At 38.9% G+C, this 16,198-nt stretch carries 12 protein-coding genes and 1 tRNA gene; 5 read left to right on the plus strand and 8 right to left on the minus strand.

Features of this window, described 5'->3' with window-relative positions; translation table 11 throughout:
- Positions 1 to 2: 2 nt before the first annotated feature.
- The 4 genes from ACLCDV_RS25670 to ACLCDV_RS25685 form a co-directional block, all read right to left on the minus strand.
- On the minus strand, positions 3 to 479 hold the full coding sequence (locus ACLCDV_RS25670; RefSeq protein WP_336833969.1) for a hypothetical protein: 477 nt from the start codon (positions 477 to 479) through the stop codon (positions 3 to 5).
- 132 nt (positions 480 to 611) lie between these two features.
- Complete coding sequence (locus ACLCDV_RS25675; RefSeq protein ID WP_411972554.1) at positions 612 to 1,742, minus strand: SH3 domain-containing protein; 1,131 nt, start codon at positions 1,740 to 1,742, stop codon at positions 612 to 614.
- Between the two features lie 193 nt (positions 1,743 to 1,935).
- The gene (locus ACLCDV_RS25680; protein ID WP_411972555.1) at positions 1,936 to 2,718 is read right to left on the minus strand and encodes a lysostaphin resistance A-like protein; all 783 of its coding nucleotides are present in this window, start codon (positions 2,716 to 2,718) and stop codon (positions 1,936 to 1,938) included.
- Positions 2,719 to 2,813: 95 nt separating this feature from the next.
- Positions 2,814 to 3,677 (minus strand): LytTR family DNA-binding domain-containing protein, encoded by an 864-nt coding sequence (locus tag ACLCDV_RS25685; protein ID WP_411972556.1) that lies wholly within the window; start codon positions 3,675 to 3,677, stop codon positions 2,814 to 2,816.
- Between the two features lie 211 nt (positions 3,678 to 3,888).
- On the opposite strand from ACLCDV_RS25685, the gene ACLCDV_RS25690 reads away from it, so the two are divergent.
- The 5 genes from ACLCDV_RS25690 (at position 3,889) to ACLCDV_RS25710 (ending at position 10,363) form a co-directional block, all read left to right on the plus strand.
- A complete protein-coding gene (locus ACLCDV_RS25690) occupies positions 3,889 to 5,223 on the plus strand; it encodes an amidohydrolase family protein (protein ID WP_075990369.1) in 1,335 nt (444 codons plus the stop codon).
- Positions 5,224 to 5,462: 239 nt separating this feature from the next.
- Complete coding sequence (locus tag ACLCDV_RS25695) at positions 5,463 to 6,272, plus strand: hypothetical protein (protein WP_070562848.1); 810 nt, start codon at positions 5,463 to 5,465, stop codon at positions 6,270 to 6,272.
- Positions 6,272 to 7,036: a methyltransferase domain-containing protein gene (locus ACLCDV_RS25700; RefSeq protein WP_336830425.1), complete on the plus strand. Its 765-nt coding sequence runs from the start codon at positions 6,272 to 6,274 to the stop codon at positions 7,034 to 7,036. The genes ACLCDV_RS25695 and ACLCDV_RS25700 overlap by 1 nt, the downstream gene beginning before the upstream one ends.
- Before the next feature lie 9 nt (positions 7,037 to 7,045).
- Positions 7,046 to 9,196, plus strand: a complete 2,151-nt coding sequence (locus ACLCDV_RS25705) for a 7TM diverse intracellular signaling domain-containing protein (RefSeq protein WP_411972557.1) — start codon at positions 7,046 to 7,048, stop codon at positions 9,194 to 9,196.
- An 81-nt stretch (positions 9,197 to 9,277) separates the two neighbouring features.
- Complete coding sequence (locus ACLCDV_RS25710) at positions 9,278 to 10,363, plus strand: hybrid sensor histidine kinase/response regulator (RefSeq protein ID WP_317669031.1); 1,086 nt, start codon at positions 9,278 to 9,280, stop codon at positions 10,361 to 10,363.
- Between the two features lie 97 nt (positions 10,364 to 10,460).
- On the opposite strand, the gene ACLCDV_RS25715 is transcribed toward ACLCDV_RS25710, so the two are convergent.
- From ACLCDV_RS25715 to ACLCDV_RS25730, 4 genes are all read right to left on the minus strand, one after another.
- Positions 10,461 to 10,925: a response regulator gene (locus ACLCDV_RS25715; RefSeq protein ID WP_046673283.1), complete on the minus strand. Its 465-nt coding sequence runs from the start codon at positions 10,923 to 10,925 to the stop codon at positions 10,461 to 10,463.
- Between the two features lie 244 nt (positions 10,926 to 11,169).
- Positions 11,170 to 11,242 (minus strand) — tRNA-Lys (locus ACLCDV_RS25720).
- Positions 11,243 to 11,377: 135 nt separating this feature from the next.
- Positions 11,378 to 12,139 (minus strand): hypothetical protein, encoded by a 762-nt coding sequence (locus ACLCDV_RS25725; protein WP_411972558.1) that lies wholly within the window; start codon positions 12,137 to 12,139, stop codon positions 11,378 to 11,380.
- Between the two features lie 313 nt (positions 12,140 to 12,452).
- Complete coding sequence (locus ACLCDV_RS25730; protein WP_411972559.1) at positions 12,453 to 15,656, minus strand: S41 family peptidase; 3,204 nt, start codon at positions 15,654 to 15,656, stop codon at positions 12,453 to 12,455.
- Positions 15,657 to 16,198 lie beyond the last annotated feature (542 nt).

Genomic DNA, 16,198 nt, shown 5'->3' on the forward strand with positions numbered 1-16,198 from the left:
AATTAATAAATATGAAAATTGAGCGGAATATTTACCCCTACTGAAACGGTAATTCCGTCAATCGGCTTAAAATTTTTCTTAGTATTGTAATCAAATCCATAACCTATTCCCAGATCCACAATAGAGAATAGACTGGCACCAACTTTTGGCGTTATGGTATAAGGTGTTAACTCTGCTTTTACAAAAGGAAAAACAACAAAATCATTTAGATAATAGGTAAACCCCAGCTCTGGAATAACAGTCGTTTTACCTTCCATCCAGCTGAAATTGGCTCCGGCATCAATTTTCATATATTGAAAATCATTCGGTGCAAATAATCCCCAGCCCGAAACTTTCAGGAAATTACCACTTTGATACTGATACCCTACTGAAGGACCCCAAATCCATTTATTATGCTGTTTCCATGGCTTATCTTGTGCCATAGACAACGTGGAAAAGAGAAGAAGGATAATAAATAACGATAATATTCTTAGTTTCATCCAGCTAAATTACAAACTATAATCTATTTTATGGAATACAACAGGTGCATGCCAGAATAGTTTTACTTAAAACAGAAAAACAATAAATATATACGCCAGCAGTAAACCAATAAAAATATGGTTTGTGCCTGTTTAATGGGGTAATATCTTGATTCTGATAAATTGTGATCTTTCGTTCAGCGATCCTTCTTCGCCCCAGTAACCGTCTACATGGTTGGCAGCAGTATAGATACAACCGTCCTTGCCCCAGAACATTAACTCTTCTTTCCAGGTTGGCATCCACTCTTTAAAACTGATAAAAACGAAAGGAGTCACCTTTCCTTGTTTCACGTGGAAGAGCTGCAGGTCGCCCGTCGATTCATAGGGGTCGGCGTGCAAGGTCATTAAGTAATTTTTATCGGCAGAAAAGAATGGATAATCCCCACATTCCACAATAAGATGACCATCCTGTTTATCAAAAAGCCGCACATCAGCACTTTCCCAATAATGCCCATCAACAGCAAAAGCATTTAAAAAATCGTAATGCCCTTTATAAGAATAGCTGGCTTCTAATTCATTATCGATATCCTTATCCTCAAATGTTAGCTTTTTCCCATTTGTCAACGGCAATTCCAAAATCTTTCCATTTTTCGGATAAGACAGGGTATCCTTAATCAAGTAGTTTTTAGCCGTGTTCCGGGCGGCTAAGAACGTTTGCTCATCAATCAACTCCAGCTGGAGATACTTATCTAAAGAATGTCCATTTTCGTAATGCATTTCTTTACCATTTATCGTCAGTGAAACGATTGAATTTAAATCTTTGGGAGAGATTGTAATTTTATCTTGTTTCCCCAGCTTGGACTTCGCTACATAGACCTTTTCCCATCGTGTTACATCACCTTTTTCGCCATTGTTCCCGCTATAATCGCGCTGGATACGATCCATGACGGCAATCCATTCTCCTTCTTCACCGATCACATCGAGCTTGGTACCATAGGGATATCTTCCTAATAGCGGGGCCGCCTTATCCGCGCCTTGTCTAAGCTCGGCTCCAGCTCGATCAACAACATAGGTGTTTTTTAAAACCTTCGTCTTGTCAAAGTCAATTGGCAAAGGAGGGAATTTAGCAGCAGCCATCGTATCCTTCACAGCGACTGTTTTAAGTTCAGCAGAATCCTTTAAATCCGCACCGTTGACTTTTGTATTGTGTCCACAGCTCAAGATTGCCATGGATAACGTCGCTCCTAGGAATAAAAATAGGGGTGAAAATAACGGTCTATTCATAAAGGTCAAGGTAGCGATTCCCATGCCAAAAAAAAATACTGGTTTTCAGGGGTTCTTCGAGAACCAATACTATTATCAATAAGGTTCATAGTTTTAGCAACCTAAAATCTAACGCTCATTCCAAATGTGGACGAGATCATTTGAAGAACACATATCTACAGCTATGAAGATTCATTAAAAAAACGCCGGATTTCTAATCTTTTAGCCACAAATTTTTCCTTTCAATTTGTAGACCGCCATTTGACTTCCTTGAATGGACAATGGTCATTATGATTGCTACAATGATGGTCAAGAAGCGAAAAAAATTGCTCCATCCATTTCCCGCAGCATTGTCCGAAACATCAAAAATCATCCAAGCCGAATTCATCAAAACATGAAGTGTTACCGGTATCCAAAGGTTAAACTTCCACTCAGCATACAACCACGAAAATAGGATAGAGCCGAAGAAAGTCATACCGAAAATCAGGACCAATTCTCCCAAATCCTGACTCTGATAAAGATGTAGTAAAGCAAACAGGAGTGATGTAGCTAAAATGGATGGAATAAAACCTAGTCGGGTATAGCGAAAAACTAAACCAAAAAAATAGGCACGAAAGATCATTTCTTCAAAGAATCCTGATGACACACTATTTATTAATAGGGTGTTTGGATCTATTTTCCGATTTAAGGTAAAAACAAAGGCATAACCCAAGAACATCGGTAAAGTAGCTATTAATCCAAAAGAAAGCCCCTGTAAAAAATTGCCTTTCAACCCAAATTTTTCCAAGATTTCATTCTGCCCTTTCGGTTTAAGCAGCATTGCCCCCAAAAGCAACGGTACAAGGCTAATTGAATAGGTCAGTACATGCCCCAAAAATCTACTTTGGACATAGTTGATTATCATGGATTGAAGGGGCGCAAAAAACAAATAATCGAGGATAAAATATATTCCGAAGAAGAGAAATAATACCAGCAGGTTTAAACTTTTTGTGTTCATCTTTTTTTTGAACAAAATTATGCTACCCAAGACGGGTATACAAAGTTATGTGGCGTATGGCAAGATTTAGGGACGATTGACCAAAACGTGGGTGGTCAGTCCGACAAATAGGGTCTAACTGATTCTAAAGCAGACCTCGAAATAACAGCACAATCTTCAGTATCTGCAAAACGTAACAAAAAACCTTGAGCATTCCCTTCCTTTACAAGGATTTTTTCAAAATTGACAAGAAAGGACCGATGACATCGGTGAATAGACATTGTATTCAACAGTTCAGATAAGCGACTCAACGTAATTCGTACCATCTGCTTCTTTACCATACCATCCTTCCTAAAGTAGATCATGCAATAATTATCCATCGATTTTGCAAAAATAAAATCATTTGGCAGCAACTTTAACGGTTGATTACCATTGGGAATATCGACCAGGGCTAAATGGCAGTCATTCGCTTGGCTCAATATCATAGCCGGCTTTATTGAAAGACTTTCCATCGACGGGTTATCCTTTTCATGATTCGAATGACGTCTATCAACTCGAAGCAAAAAATAAATCGCTGCAATAGGGCTATAAAGTGAAAGCGTGTAACATCCGATATAGGGCAGGTTATTCCACTGCAACGGGGCCTGATTGATGAACCAACCATGATAGACGAAATTTAAAAAACTTGATAATAGGAACACAAGAAAAATACGAAATAGTTCTATCGCAACTGTTCCTCTTTTTTTACGCAAGACGATAGAAATTAAGGCATATGCAATGGATAAAATGGCCCCGTATCCGGATAACAAGCTAAATTTATAGGCATTCTCAAAATTATACGTTCCAAATGGCTGAAAAACCAGTAGGAATACATAAGCTGATAAGCCAAGTAAGAAGGCATAGGTGAGCAGCTCTCTTATGGAGACAATTTTGGGGATAACGATATTTAAATAATTTAGAATAGATTTTTTACATATCATGATTGGATAAATTTAGCATTTTTCTTGTGATTAACAGCGTACATTACACAAAGACTTCTTCAAAAAAGGCTGGCAGAGCAAAAATTTATAGTGAAGAAATTGAAATATATTGAATTTATAATTTAACTTAGAAGATATTTTTTCAAGCGCATTAGTTAGCTTGAATTAAAATTGATTTGTCATATTATATTTTAACGTAATTCTCCAAGCTATGCGTTTAGGTCAACTACTTACTTTATTTCTTTGTTCGGCTTTTGTACATGTTATCCAAGCACAGGAAAGCCAAGTTTTAATAGAAAATGTCAAACTGCTCGACTATACAACTCAAACCTTAACTCCACCAAAACATGTTTTAATAAACGGAAATACAATTCAGACCATCAGTACATCCCCTATTGACGCACAAGGAAAGAATATCGTCAGAATTGACGCTAAAGGCAAAACACTGATACCTGGATTGATTGATGTACATGTCCATTTGGTATTTGGAGCTTTGACAATGCCTCAAATGATGACAAATGACCTATCCGAGGAATTCTTGATCAAGACGGTGGGGCTATCAGCTCAACAGATGTTAATGCGGGGTTTTACAAGTGTACGTGATGTCGGTGGCCCCATATTTCCATTAAAAGCAGCGATCGACAAAGGCAAGCTTTTAGGGCCTAGAATCTGGCCTTCTGGTGCCGTTGTAAGCCAAACTGCAGGCCACGGAGATTTTCGGACACCGGAGGAAAAATCGCGTCGTTTTTTCGGCGTTGTCTCTCGTGCGGAGCGATATGGAGCAACCTTCATCGCCGATGGTCGTGATGAGGTCCTGACTGCAGTAAGAGAGAATCTAAGATTCGGGGCAAGTCAAATTAAACTCATGGCAGGCGGAGGAACTTCTTCAGCATATGATCCTGTGGATGTCACCCAATATACGCTAGACGAAATGAAAGCAGCAGTAGATGCAGCCGAAGACTGGGGAACCTATGTCACCGTACATGCCTATACGCCAAGAGCAATTCGAAGAGCGATCGAAGCTGGCGTAAAATGTATAGAGCATGGACAATTGCTCGATGAAGAAACTTTACAGCTAATTGCAGAAAAAAATATCTGGCTTAGTTTACAGAATCTTGTGGAAGATACACCCGATATGGATCCACAACGAAGAATCAAGCGTAAGCCTGTCATTGAAGGTCAAGAAAAAGTATGGCCTATGGCTAAGAAATATGGAGTAAAACTAGCTTGGGGTACAGATTTCCTTTTTGAACCGGACCTGAATAAATTGCAGAATACTTTTATTTTGCGCCTTCAAAAGTGGTTTACAAATGCCGAAATCATTAAAATGATTACCCAAGACAATGGCGAGCTTCTGCAGCTTTCGGGATTAAGAAGTCCTTATCCTGGCAAGCTGGGAACGGTAGAAGAAGGAGCGTTGGCAGATCTAATCCTTGTAGACGGAGATCCTCTTAAGAATTTAAAACTATTGGCAGATCCAGAAAAAAACTTTCTGTTAATCATGAAAGACGGTCAGATTCATAAAAATAGCCTTCAGAAACGTTAATATTTCCAAGGTCAAATTTATTGTATATCGAAAATACAACATATTAAGATGATCAAATGTATTTTCGATGACATCAGTTAAATGGGGCCATTTGGGCCCTTAAAGGTGAAAAAAGAATCAAACAATTTTTACTATTACTTGCCACTGGCGGTTGCATTACGGTATAATTTAGTTGAAGAGTAAACACCTTTGCATTTAATTGATTAGTTTTGCGTTTAAACGATAAATCAAAGCATCCGGTGGCATTATTATTCAACGACGGGCGTCCAGTAGTAAGACTAAGAGCATTTCGGGCTATCGACGATCCCCAAACCTGTGAGCGTTTCATAGAAGGACACGCGCATGTGTTAACTGCTATAGGCGTAAAGAAAGTAACTTCTTCTAAAAATGACTGGATGTATAATCCCGCATCATTCGTATTGATCGTAGAGTCTCTTGATGGCGATAAAGTCTATGGAGGAGTACGTATACACGTATCTGGAGGGAGCGAACCACTTCCCATTGAACAGGCCACGGGAGCGATGGACGCTAAAATCTTAGACCTTGTTTATGATTATGCGCAACAGGGGACAGGTGAAGGTTGTGGCCTTTGGAACTCCAGGGAGATTGCTGGATATGGCATTGGCAGCATATTTTTGACGAGAGCTGGTGCCGCCATCAGTACACAGGTTGGCATTAAATCGCTCTTTGCTCTATGTGCTCCTTACACGGTGAAATTAGCAGAAAGTGTTGGCTACCGTATTGATACAAGTGTTGGAAATAATGGCACATTCTATTATCCGAAGCTGGATCTACTGGCTACCGTAATGATTATGCGCAATCTAGACACCTTGACCGAAGCCGATCAGGAAAACAAAGATGCAATTTTGTCGCTTCGTAATAATTCCAATATTGTCCGCATAGAAACTTTACGGAATAAGGAGATTGAAATTCATTATCAAATCGATATTCCGAATCTCAATCAATGGGATTTAAATGAAATTATTAAAAATCTGAAACATACATCATTAGATCATAAACCAGATGATCGTAATTTAAATATCTTATAATGGACACTAAACATTATGGTGCCGGCTATTTAATGGATACCGGTGATTTTCTAAAACAATTAAAAATACATTCATATACTCCTTTTAATACGATTAAAGAGGGGGTTGTCGTCGATCTTGGCTGTGGAACTGGAATGGATGCCATCAATTTGGCTAATATGCTGGGCCATAATGTACTTGTCGTTGGATTGGATCATGATAAGGCCTTAATCGAGCATGCCAAAACAAGCAGTGTAGAGGTAAAGAATGTCGACTTTGTTCAGGGTGAAGTTTATCAACTTAGCTTTACAGATAATTCCATTTCTGGCATTAGAATGGAACGCGTTGTACAACATCTATCGGAAGCACCAAAAATGTTTGCTGAGGTTCATCGTGTTTTGCGCGAAGGTCAACCTTTGGTAATTGTTGAGACGATCTGGAATAGCCTGACATTCTACAGCAAACATGTTGACATTGAAGCGAAAATATGTCATTATTTGACCGAAGAGAAAGTCAAGAATGGCTGGGCTGGGAATAAATTAACTTCAGACCTATTGACTCAAGGCTTTAAACAAGTTCAATTGCAAACATACTGTATGGTAGCCCGTTCGAAAGAAGAGGCCAATCGCTATCTTTTCTTAGATAAAATTCTTCTGGAGATGGTTGAGAAAGAGAAATTGAGTACAGCTGAAATGGAGGAATTTCAAAATACATTAGACCACGCTGATGAAGCGGGTTGTTTCCTTGTTTCTATGAATTTAGTTATTGCCGAAGCAAAAAAATAGCATATAGTGATGAAATGCTGGCTTAACTTGATCCTCTTATTTATTTTTACGTGCAGTTCAACTTGTTTTGGAGAGGTTATTATCGATAAACCGACACAGCGTGTATTGATCGGATACGGCCTGGAGCGTTATACCGGGAAAGGAGAGCCTAACTTTGCAGATACTTCGGCCTCCTCCTTTCAATCGTTAGAAAGCAAGGTCCCCAATTTGGGCATATCACCCGCTGACATCTGGTTTCGATTGCCCGTAACAAACAAGGGCAAAGAAAAGCTTGAACTCTTGCTCGAAATCGCCTATCCCCTCTTGGATGAGGTCGAACTTTTTGTACCGTCATCAAACGGGCATTATAACTCGATCAAGCTGGGCGAACATCAATCTTTTTCGGCGAGAAAATATAAGGTCCCTAATTATGCATTCGACATTCAATTGCCTGGAAATGAGAAGACCATCTTTTTTCTTCGCATAAAAAGTACGGAACAGATTATTCTCCCGATCTATTTAAGTAACGAGCGCAGTTTCTTAAAAGAGATGAATGACGACAGTTTGTTAAGCGGCATCTATATTGGTATTGTCGGCATTATGGCGATATATAATTTATTCCTGTTTTTTTCTGTTCGTGAAAGAGGCTATCTGTATTATGTCCTTTATGTTCTTTGTGCAGGAATAACACAAATGGGTATTAAAGGTTACAGTTTTCAATATTTGTGGCCAAATTGGACTTATTTCGCAACAAAGGGTCCTATTATCTTTGGCTGTTTATCGGGCTTATGCGCCCTGCTTTTTGCAGATTCATTTCTTCAATTACGGAAAAATGCACCTCGGTCAAGACGTGTAATTACTGTTTTTATCATCTTTTTTGTCATTGGCAGCCTTCTTACACTGCTCAACCTGACACAACCAGCGTTCATGGTTATGCAGCTAACAACAGGGGCCGGATCTTTATTTGTCCTTTACCTATCCTATCGTGTGATGATAAATGGTTATAAACCGGCTAAATATTTTGTTTACGGTTGGACAATTTTATTATTAGGTTCTGTCGTGTTTTTACTGAAAGACTATGGCATCTTAAAATATAACGATTTCACAAGCAATGCCGTACAAATTGCATCTGTGATAGAAATGGCCTTATTGTCCTTCGGTCTAGCCTATAGTATCAATATCTTAAAAGAAGAGAAAGAAGCATCACAAGTCAGGGAATTAGCGATCTCACTAGAAAACGAAAAATTGATACGCGAGCAAAATATTGTACTGGAACAGAAAGTGGATGAGCGGACACGTGAGTTAACAGAGTCTAATGAGTCTCTACAAACTACACTTACTCACTTGAAGGAAACACAGTCTCAACTTGTTGAAGCCGAGAAGATGGCTTCCTTAGGTCAATTGACTGCTGGGGTTGCGCATGAGATCAATAACCCAATCAACTTCGTTACGTCTAATGTCGCTCCGTTAAAACGTGATATTAAGATGATCTGGGAAACGCTGGAGGAAGTAGAGCGTATTGCTTTTAAAGAGGGGATATCCGATACTGAAAAGCAGTCTCAGATCAAAAAATTCAAAGATGATCTGGATATTGACTATCTAAAAACAGAGGTAGATTTTCTATTAAAAGGGATGCACGATGGAGCCCACCGGACCGCTGAAATAGTAAAGAGTTTGCGGATCTTCTCGCGCGTAGATGAGGATACATTAAAATTTGCCGATTTAAATGAAGGGCTGGAGTCAACCATGGTTATCCTCAATAGCTTATTAAATAACACGATTGAAGTTGATAAGATCTATGGCGATATGCCAAAGGTCGAGTGCCATGCAGGAAAGCTAAATCAAGTCTTCCTGAATATTGTGACCAATGCTATATACGCTGTAAATAAAAAATTTAATCACGATGTGGGTGGCAAAATATGGATTGAGACCGGAGTTTATAGCGATAATACATCAGTGTTTATCAAAATAGCCGACAATGGAATCGGCATTCCTAAAGAAATCCATGAACGGATATTTGAACCATTTTTTACCACGAAAGACGTTGGTGAGGGTACCGGTCTAGGGATGTCCATTGCCTATAATACCGTTGCGAAACATCACGGTCGGATTATTGTAGACTCAGAAGTGGGAGCGGGAACAAGTTTTACGCTCATCATTCCGATTCAACAGAATAATTAGTACCACTATAAACTTAAAATAGTTCAATTAACTATTATTTTTTCATATCTTTTGTAAGGGAATAAACCATATAATAAAATTATGCAGAGGGAGCTTGAAATATTATATATCGATGACGAAGTAAACAATTTGGTTAGCTTTAAAGCAAACTTTAGATACGATTATGCTATCCTTACAGCATCCAACACGGGCGAAGCTGAGAAGATACTTCATAGTCATCCTGATATCCGTATTATCTTCTGTGACCAACGTATGCCTGATGAGATGGGCATCGATTTTTTGCATCGCATTAAAAAAGACTTCCCGAAACCGATTCGTATTCTTTTAACGGCTTATGCGAATATGGAAACTGTAATTGATGCAGTCAATAAGGGCCATATCTTCCGATTTGTCCGAAAACCATGGATGAATGAAGAGATCGTTTCCGCAATAGAAGAAGCAAATAAATTTTATATTGCCAACTCTATGCTTGAAGTTAAGAATCAAGAGCTACAAAAAGCTTATGATGAATTGGATAAATTTGCTTATAGTGTCAGTCATGACCTTCGTGATCCATTAACAGGTGTTCTTTCTGCTGTAAAACTTGGACTGGAGTTTGACAGTATAGACCGCATTCATGAGTTACTGGCCCTAATGGATAGTTCATTGGTCAGTTTAGATGCTTATATTGACAGTCTACGGGACTATTATCTCCTACGAAGAGGTGAACTTATGTTGTCAGAGATAAATTTCGAAGAACTCTTTGCCAACATACGCCAGTTTTACAGCATGTATACGCAAAATAAAGATGTTGCTTTTGAAATCTCAGTGGACCAAAAGGAAATCTTTAATGGAGACAAAGCACTGCTAGAACTCATTCTGCATAACCTTCTCTCTAATGCCTTTAAATACCAACGCAAAGGGCAGGAGAACCAGTATGTCAAACTCTCGGTTTTGGTATCAGAACGAAAAGCCAAAATTATTGTGAGTGACAACGGGATAGGGATATCTCCGGAGTATGTTGAAGATATCTTCAAATTATTTTTCAGGGCTAGTGATCAAGCTAAGGGGATGGGATTTGGACTTTATAATGTCCAGAATGCGCTTTTGAAGTTACATGGAAAAATTGACGTGCAGTCACAACCAGATCAGGGCACCACGTTTACAGTCGTTATACCGAGCAAATAAGCCCTCACCGCTGCCAAGCATATCCTATGGAAGCGAGTGTTATCACAACGCAAACAGGCATTTTAAATAAAAACTGCTTTCCTAAAAAAACATTCTTTTAGGAAAGCAGCTTTTGGCGAAGCAAAAACTCCAACTGATCATTCGAAGTCTCAAGTTGAGAATTGGTCTCCACAATCTTTTGACGCTCAGCATAGACATCATAAGCGCGTTGAATCGTTTGATCGAGCTCCTCTTCACTCCACGGCTTGTTGAGATAATGAAAGATTTTTCCTTTATTAACGGCATCAACAACAGCTGCCATATCTGTATATCCTGTCAAAAGAATACGCATTGGGGCTGCGTTTATTTTAATAATCTCTTCCAAAAACTCCACACCGGTCATTTCCGGCATCCGTTGATCAGTAATAATAATATGTATTTGGTTGTTTTTGACAATATCGATTGCGTCGGCACCGCTAATTGCCGTGAACACTTTATACTTTAGTCGAAATGTCGCTTTAAAAGAAAACAGATTGTTTTCTTCGTCGTCAACGTACAATATCGAAATCTTCTTGTCTTCCATAAGCTTATCGTCTGAAATACAAATTTACGTAATAAATTCGCTGAATTAATAACAGATTAAAGAGTTTTATGTTTTCCTAGCAGAAATAATACCTGATCTCTGATAAAATAATGGATTAGTTGTCCGAAAATTATAGCAGCCGACGCCGGAAAAACGATTTAAGGTTAATAACTGCCCGAAGACAATCCCTAACTTAGATTAGCGAAAAAAGCCATCCTACCTAAGCAAAATGGCTTTTTGAAAGTGACCCCGCTGAGGCTCGAACTCAGGACCCACAGATTAAGAGTCTGTTGCTCTACCAACTGAGCTACGAAGTCATTCGATAATCCAAATGTAAGGTTCACCGCAGAAAAAGTCAAGTGGAAAAGAATATTTTTTTGACTTTTATGACATTCAAGCGAGATTTTTGGCAGCTGCTCGATAAAAAAACAGACCAAAATAAGCCAATTAAACTACTTATTCTTTCGCCCTATATTGCTTTGTGTTCCCACCACAGCGATCTTTCCCATAATCATTGGCTTAACTTCCATTTCTATTGGTTTATCCAGTTGCATCTTACTTCCTTTTTTGAATGGAATCACAACAGTTTTATAGCCAAGCATCTGTGCACGGAGCTCTTGATCTACTCGAAACAAAGATTGCGGTACCCAAAGTTGAAAATTTCCATTTTCATCCACTTTCGTACGATAATTTCCTAAGGATACTTCTGTGCCCACCATGCTCACATCGTTTCCAGCGCAAACAACTTTACCTTTTATGCTTACCTTAGTACTATCATGGCTCCCTTTTAACGCTGAAATATCATTTGTTGATGAGTTGCCCTGATCTTGCTTCTTTATCTGATCATTTTTCGCTTTTGTTTGGACAACGACAACTTCTCCAGTCAGTTTGTTTTGTGCTTGGGCAGTATGAAAACTCAAGGACCCAACCAATAGGAGGCCCGCAGCAATCCCTGTCCATCTTCCTTGCCAAATAGGGTTTTTAGAAAAAGAAATAGTAGCATCCAATTCGCGCATCAACTGATCTTCATAAAATCGACCACATAACCCACTACTGGCTTTTTTTATTTGATCCACAATTTCCTGATCATTCATCTGTGAAAAATCAACAACCATCTTCTCACATTGACCACAGAAACGGCCTTGTTCTTGTGGCGTCATCTTACCCCAATCTGCAGAGCAAGATTCTTTTACCTGTAATATAATCTTTTCCATATTGCTTTATATTTTGAGAAGGGATGCAGAAAAATCGCCAATTTCATAATGAAACAGCGCAAAAAACAACTAAACACTGAAAAACAGGCACTTAAAAAAATAAACTACTTAAAATCGTCTATTAACTTCCACTGAGCAAAGGGTGGGACCAAATGGAGTAAATGAACCGAATGAGGCAAATTATACGCTGAAGAGCGATAAATAGCAAAAATTAGAAGGTCGTATTCATAAAAACATGAGACGTTAAAAAAAATAGGCTGTCTAACAAAATTAGACAGCCTATTTACAGTAAGTAATTCTAACAGTTACTTCCCTATTTTATATTGTCAAGAATTTCTTTTATCGCTCTTTCCAATTGCGGATCTTTATTTTCCATCCGATCTTGTACTGTATTTTTTACAAGAATATCTGGGGCAACTCCGGTTTGTTCGAGATCCTGACCATCAAGCGTATAACATCCCCAAGACGGAAGTCGATAGTTTGATCCGTCGACTAAGCCTTTAGCAGAAGTAAAAATAATCCAACGATAGGTCTCATTACCGATGATTTTCCCCAATTTAAGGGCTTTAAAGCCCGCAGCCGTCATTTCAGCATCGCTCAGCGATTGCTCATTAATCAATAAAACAATAGGCTTGGCAGATGGCGCAAAATTACTTTGTGGTGCACGTTTACCACCTCGGTATTGCCATTGTAAGTAAGGACGTTGTGACAGAAATCGTAAAACTTCGTCGTGCACATTTCCGCCTGTATTATAACGTAAATCTAAAATAATCCCTTGTTTGTTATTCTCCTGTTCAGCCATGTCGATCAAGAACCGCTGTAATTCAGTGTCTGACATATTTTTCATATGTGAATACGCTATCTTATTGCTACTCAACTGATCAACTCGACTTCGGTTATCTCTAATCCATTGGTCGTAGAGTAGGTCTCTAAACACGGCGCTTGATACCGGACGAATGTTTGTCTGAATTTCCTTGCCATTACGATTCAAGGTCAATTGGATTTCTTCTTCCAGTGAAGGCCAAGTAAAATAACTATCGCGATCTGCCTGCGTATTCAATTTTGTTCCATTAATCGCTATGAGAATATCACCCACCTGAATATCAGCCTCTTTCTTTGCTGCGGGGCCATTCGGAACAATATAGCTAATCCGATAAGGGTTGCTTGTATCATAGATGACACCGATTTCATTCGTTACAAAACCAAACGGCTTACGTTCTTCCTGCCCCATTGAACTGAAACCCAAATGTGACGAATTGAGTTCGCCCAACATATCATTTAAGAGGATGCGCAAATCTGTCCTATCGTTGATACCTGGAAGATACTGCTCATATTTCTTTTTAACAGCGGTCCAATCTACACCATGGAAATTGCTATCGTAGAAATTCTCCTCCAGATTGGCCCATGTCTCATAAAACATCTGATTGAACTCTTTCTCAAGATCCCGATTGAATTTAAAACTCATGGTGACCGCATCAAGCTTATTCAAATCAAGATTATATTTCTGAATTGTTCCTCGACTCAACACAAAGTACTTGCCTGCAGACTCTACAAATTGCCCCATGCCTCCATCAGTGACTTTCTCGGTTTTGGCTGGTGTAAATAACTCATATATGGTACGATATGTACTATATTTTCCTTCATGATTGGAAGCATAGAACAAATAGGACTTATCCCCTTTTTGTATCACCAAAGGATCAGATTGTGTTCCAAATGCTGGACTGACTTGCTCAATTCGGTCACGTAATCCTTCTAAATCCAATTGGACCAAAACAGCTTTCTTGGCTTCGGCTGCTGGTGTTGCGGTTGACTTTACCTTGTCGGTATCATTCTTCTTCTTATCCTTAGCAGCATCTTCCTTCTTAGTTGCACCGGTTTTATTTAATGTCGTATCTTTCTTTTCAGCTGTAACAAATAATTCATCAAACTTTGCGCTACGATAAGGTTGGTCAAAGTTGGTCAATGCCATTCGGAAAATGCTTGAGTTTTGCATACCAGTAGGGTAAGAAGGTTTAGTTCTATTACTCGCAAAATAAATGTATTTACCATCAGGAGACCAATATGGTGCTGCTTCTGTAACACCTGTATTTGTCAAATTCGTCGTTTGCTCATTTTTCAGGTTATACACAAAGATATCCTGTTCAAAATTGCGTATAGCCGTGAATAAAAGATAATTTCCATCGGGAGAAAATGAGGGTGAAGAATTTTGAAATGCCCATATTTCATCTCTAACTACTGTTTGGCTCTTCAAACTTGTCAAATCCAATAGACGAACTTCATCACGTCCGCTGAGATATACCGCTTTTGTTTTATCTGCATTGAATGTAATGTCCCGATTGTTACGCAGATCTTGCGTCAATTGTTTTACCTCTCCTTTACCGTCTGCTGTGCGTGAAAACCAGTTCTGATACCCTTGATACGTTTGACTATAGAGCAATGTTTTACTGTCTTTAAGCCATTTAACTTCCATGATGCGCTCACCTTGACTTGGCATCTGACGAACAAACTTTCCTTCGATATCCGAAACGAACAATTCCCCACGGGATACAAATGCCATCTTTTTCCCGTCCGGTGAAACGTCGAAATTACTGATGTTACCTGAAATATTGAACTCCTTCAGCTTTCCTAGGACCTGATTACGGTTAAGTGCGATGTTGGGCTGCACGGTTTTCTTTGCATTGACATCGTAAATATAAAGCTGGTACCCTTTTTCAAATGCGATCTTACTACCATCTGCCGCGACAAACGGACGTTTGATTGATTCTGGGAAAGAGGTCAATTGGGTTTTCGCTTTTCCAGCTATCTGATAAAGATTGTATTCCCCATTGCTTTCGTCGGACACATAGAATATGTTTCCTTTCTGGTCTACTGTCGGCCAAAAATCCTTACCTATATAATCTGTATACTGTTGAAAAGCTTTTGTTTTGGGATTATAGGACTTTATATCCGGATTGAAAGCACCTTTATATCGCTTGCGGTTGGCCGAGCTATAGCCTTCCCAGCTGTCATTGAATAATAATTCTCCTGAAGGTGTTGGCACCACATTACTGATATAATTAAAGACATGAGGAAACAACCTTGTTGCCGTTCCGCCATCCAAAGCGACTTGATAAGCACTCATTCTATTGTAACGCGATGACGTAAAATAAAGCGTCTTACTATCCCAGCTCCAGCTGTCTACTTCATCCGAAGCATCGTGCGATGTAAGCTGTCGTATATCTCCACCAGCCAAAGGCATCACATAGACGTCCATGTTACCATTTTGATTGGCCGAGAAAGCCAACCATTTTCCATCAGGGGAAATTCGTGGATTGATCTCATTTCCTTCCATTCCTGTCAGCCGAACTGCAACACCGCCCTGGCTCCCTACTTTCCAAAGGTCACCTTCGTAGCTAAAAACCATTTCCTTACCATCGGGACTCAACGTCGGATGGGACAAAAATGTGGGTTGCTGCGCAATAACACAGGTAGTTCCAGCATAAGCTAGTACTGTGCTTAAGATTAGTTTTTTTATCATTTTATCTAGGAGGCTAATAATTGTTTGCCAACACAAAGGTAGAATAGGTATTGAACAATACCAATATGAAAGCGTGAAGAATTTTATATTTTTATTTCTTCACTATTTCAGCATTTAATCGTAGACCTATTCCACTTATTCATTGGTGTTTATTTTCTAAAGAAGTAGAAGCTCCCACTCGGCCTATTTTTGACCTCCACATCTAATATCTTTTTAAATTGAACCATGCTTGAAAATAGACTGAAACAAATGTGTGTCTTTCCGGTTCTTATACAAGGAATGGTTATGCAAAACATATCATATTGAATACATATGTTTTAGCCAAATTCAAAAAGGACATCGTCTTATTTTCTTACTGAAAGATTGAAACAGAAGATAATTATCGAATTAATCGCGTATAATTATCAACAAGCCGATGAGCAATTTAAATATGGACATATTTCTGTATTCCTATTGCAACCTAAAAGTTGAAGTATTTTTTGAATCATTATATTTTTTAATGGGATACTTATCCTTAACTTTGCACCCTCAAATCAGAAACT

The sequence above is a fragment of the Sphingobacterium sp. Lzh-3 genome (genome assembly GCF_046764375.1).
In the GTDB taxonomy this organism is placed as follows: Bacteria; Bacteroidota; Bacteroidia; order Sphingobacteriales; family Sphingobacteriaceae; genus Sphingobacterium.

What these genes read in the sequence shown, in the direction of transcription:
- ACLCDV_RS25705 (WP_411972557.1), top strand. Translation starts at nt 7,046, where the DNA reads ATGAAATGCTGGCTTAACTTGATCCTCTTATTTATTTTTACGTGCAGT.
- ACLCDV_RS25690 (WP_075990369.1), top strand. Translation starts at nt 3,889, where the DNA reads ATGCGTTTAGGTCAACTACTTACTTTATTTCTTTGTTCGGCTTTTGTA.
- ACLCDV_RS25710 (WP_317669031.1), top strand. Translation starts at nt 9,278, where the DNA reads ATGCAGAGGGAGCTTGAAATATTATATATCGATGACGAAGTAAACAAT.
- ACLCDV_RS25685 (WP_411972556.1), bottom strand. Translation starts at nt 3,677, where the DNA reads ATGATATGTAAAAAATCTATTCTAAATTATTTAAATATCGTTATCCCC.
- ACLCDV_RS25715 (WP_046673283.1), bottom strand. Translation starts at nt 10,925, where the DNA reads ATGGAAGACAAGAAGATTTCGATATTGTACGTTGACGACGAAGAAAAC.
- ACLCDV_RS25700 (WP_336830425.1), top strand. Translation starts at nt 6,272, where the DNA reads ATGGACACTAAACATTATGGTGCCGGCTATTTAATGGATACCGGTGAT.
- ACLCDV_RS25675 (WP_411972554.1), bottom strand. Translation starts at nt 1,742, where the DNA reads ATGAATAGACCGTTATTTTCACCCCTATTTTTATTCCTAGGAGCGACG.
- ACLCDV_RS25680 (WP_411972555.1), bottom strand. Translation starts at nt 2,718, where the DNA reads ATGAACACAAAAAGTTTAAACCTGCTGGTATTATTTCTCTTCTTCGGA.
- ACLCDV_RS25725 (WP_411972558.1), bottom strand. Translation starts at nt 12,139, where the DNA reads ATGGAAAAGATTATATTACAGGTAAAAGAATCTTGCTCTGCAGATTGG.
- ACLCDV_RS25670 (WP_336833969.1), bottom strand. Translation starts at nt 479, where the DNA reads ATGAAACTAAGAATATTATCGTTATTTATTATCCTTCTTCTCTTTTCC.
- ACLCDV_RS25730 (WP_411972559.1), bottom strand. Translation starts at nt 15,656, where the DNA reads ATGATAAAAAAACTAATCTTAAGCACAGTACTAGCTTATGCTGGAACT.